The organism is Trueperaceae bacterium (assembly GCA_036381035.1).
Lineage (GTDB): Bacteria > Deinococcota > Deinococci > Deinococcales > Trueperaceae > DASRWD01.
Window position 1 is genome coordinate 1 of the sequence record DASVDQ010000140.1, and the last position, 1,171, is coordinate 1,171.

Here is a 1,171-nt window from a genome sequence, read left to right on the forward strand (position 1 = left end):
CAGGCGGACGTCGAGCAGCTCGGCCATCGGCGGACGCAGGCCCTCGGCCAGGAACCGCCTCAGCTTCTCGATGCCCGTGAGGTGATGCCCCACGCGTTCGAACAGGCTCATGGGCGCCACTATCGCCCGCGACGCGGCCCGGCGCGACCGCCTGCGGGCGAGGCGCGAAACCGCGGGGCGCGGCGCAGCCGGGAGGCGGGTGCGCCGGACGAGGCGACGACCGCAGCGGCACACCCAGCGGCGCGGCGAGGTGCGCGGCACGGCGCTCGACCGGCGCGGCGGGGTGCGCCGCAACGCACGCCGCCGCCGCGGGCCGCGAGTTAGGCTTGGCCCCGATGAAGGCGCCGAGGGACAGCCAGGGACGCGCGCGGCGCGTCGCCACGCGGCTGGCGCTGGCGGCCCTGCTCGCCCTCGCGCCCCTGGCCCTGGCGCAGCGCGACGCGTTCGAGCAGATGCGCACGCTGCTGGCCACCGGCTACTACAACTCGGCGGCGCGGCTGAACGGGCCCGACCTCGTGGCCCAGTACCCGAACGAGGCCGAGGCTCACTACCTCTACGCCCGCGCTCTCTACCTCACCGGCGACTACGCGGGGGCGCGCTCGCAGCTCGACCGCGCCATCGAGCTGGCGAACGGCGACGACCCCGCCTACTCGCAGCTAGACGCGCTGCTCATGGCCGCCGAGGGCGACCCCGAGGGCGCGCTGCGGCTCCTCAAGAACGCGTTCCTCCGCACGCGCGACTACCAGTACGCCATGGACTGGGGCCGCGTGGCGTGGCAGGCGGCCGAGTACGACGAGGCCCTCGAGGCGTTCCGCATGGCGACGGAGACCGACGAGGGCATGCGCCAGCCCTGGCCGTACCTCGACGCGGGGCGGGTGCTCATGCTCACCGGCCGCATCGAGGAGGCCATCGCCCAGTTCAACATGGCCATCGAGGTCTACGAGCGCCACGACCCCGGCGTCACCGGACCCGGCTCTCCCGCCTACGTGGAGGCGTTCTTCCGCCTCGGCGAGGCCTACGAGGCGCTGGGCCAGCCCGAGCAGGCCGAGGTGAACTACCGCGCCGCCCGCACCGCCGACCCCAACTACATGCCGGCCGTGGCGGCCCTCGACAGGCTCTCGCGGACGTTCGAGTGAGCGCCGCCCACGGGCCGCGGCCGGAGCTCGCGATG

Annotated in this window: 1 protein-coding gene; it reads left to right on the plus strand. The window is 75.0% G+C overall.

Annotated elements, in window-relative coordinates; genetic code table 11:
• Positions 1-335 precede the first annotated feature (335 nt).
• A complete protein-coding gene (locus VF202_14945; protein ID HEX7041412.1) occupies positions 336-1,136 on the plus strand; it encodes a tetratricopeptide repeat protein in 801 nt (266 codons plus the stop codon).
• Positions 1,137-1,171 lie beyond the last annotated feature (35 nt).

Excerpts from the sequence above, each read along its gene's own strand:
- VF202_14945 (HEX7041412.1), top strand. The coding sequence starts at position 336 with ATGAAGGCGCCGAGGGACAGCCAGGGACGCGCGCGGCGCGTCGCCACG.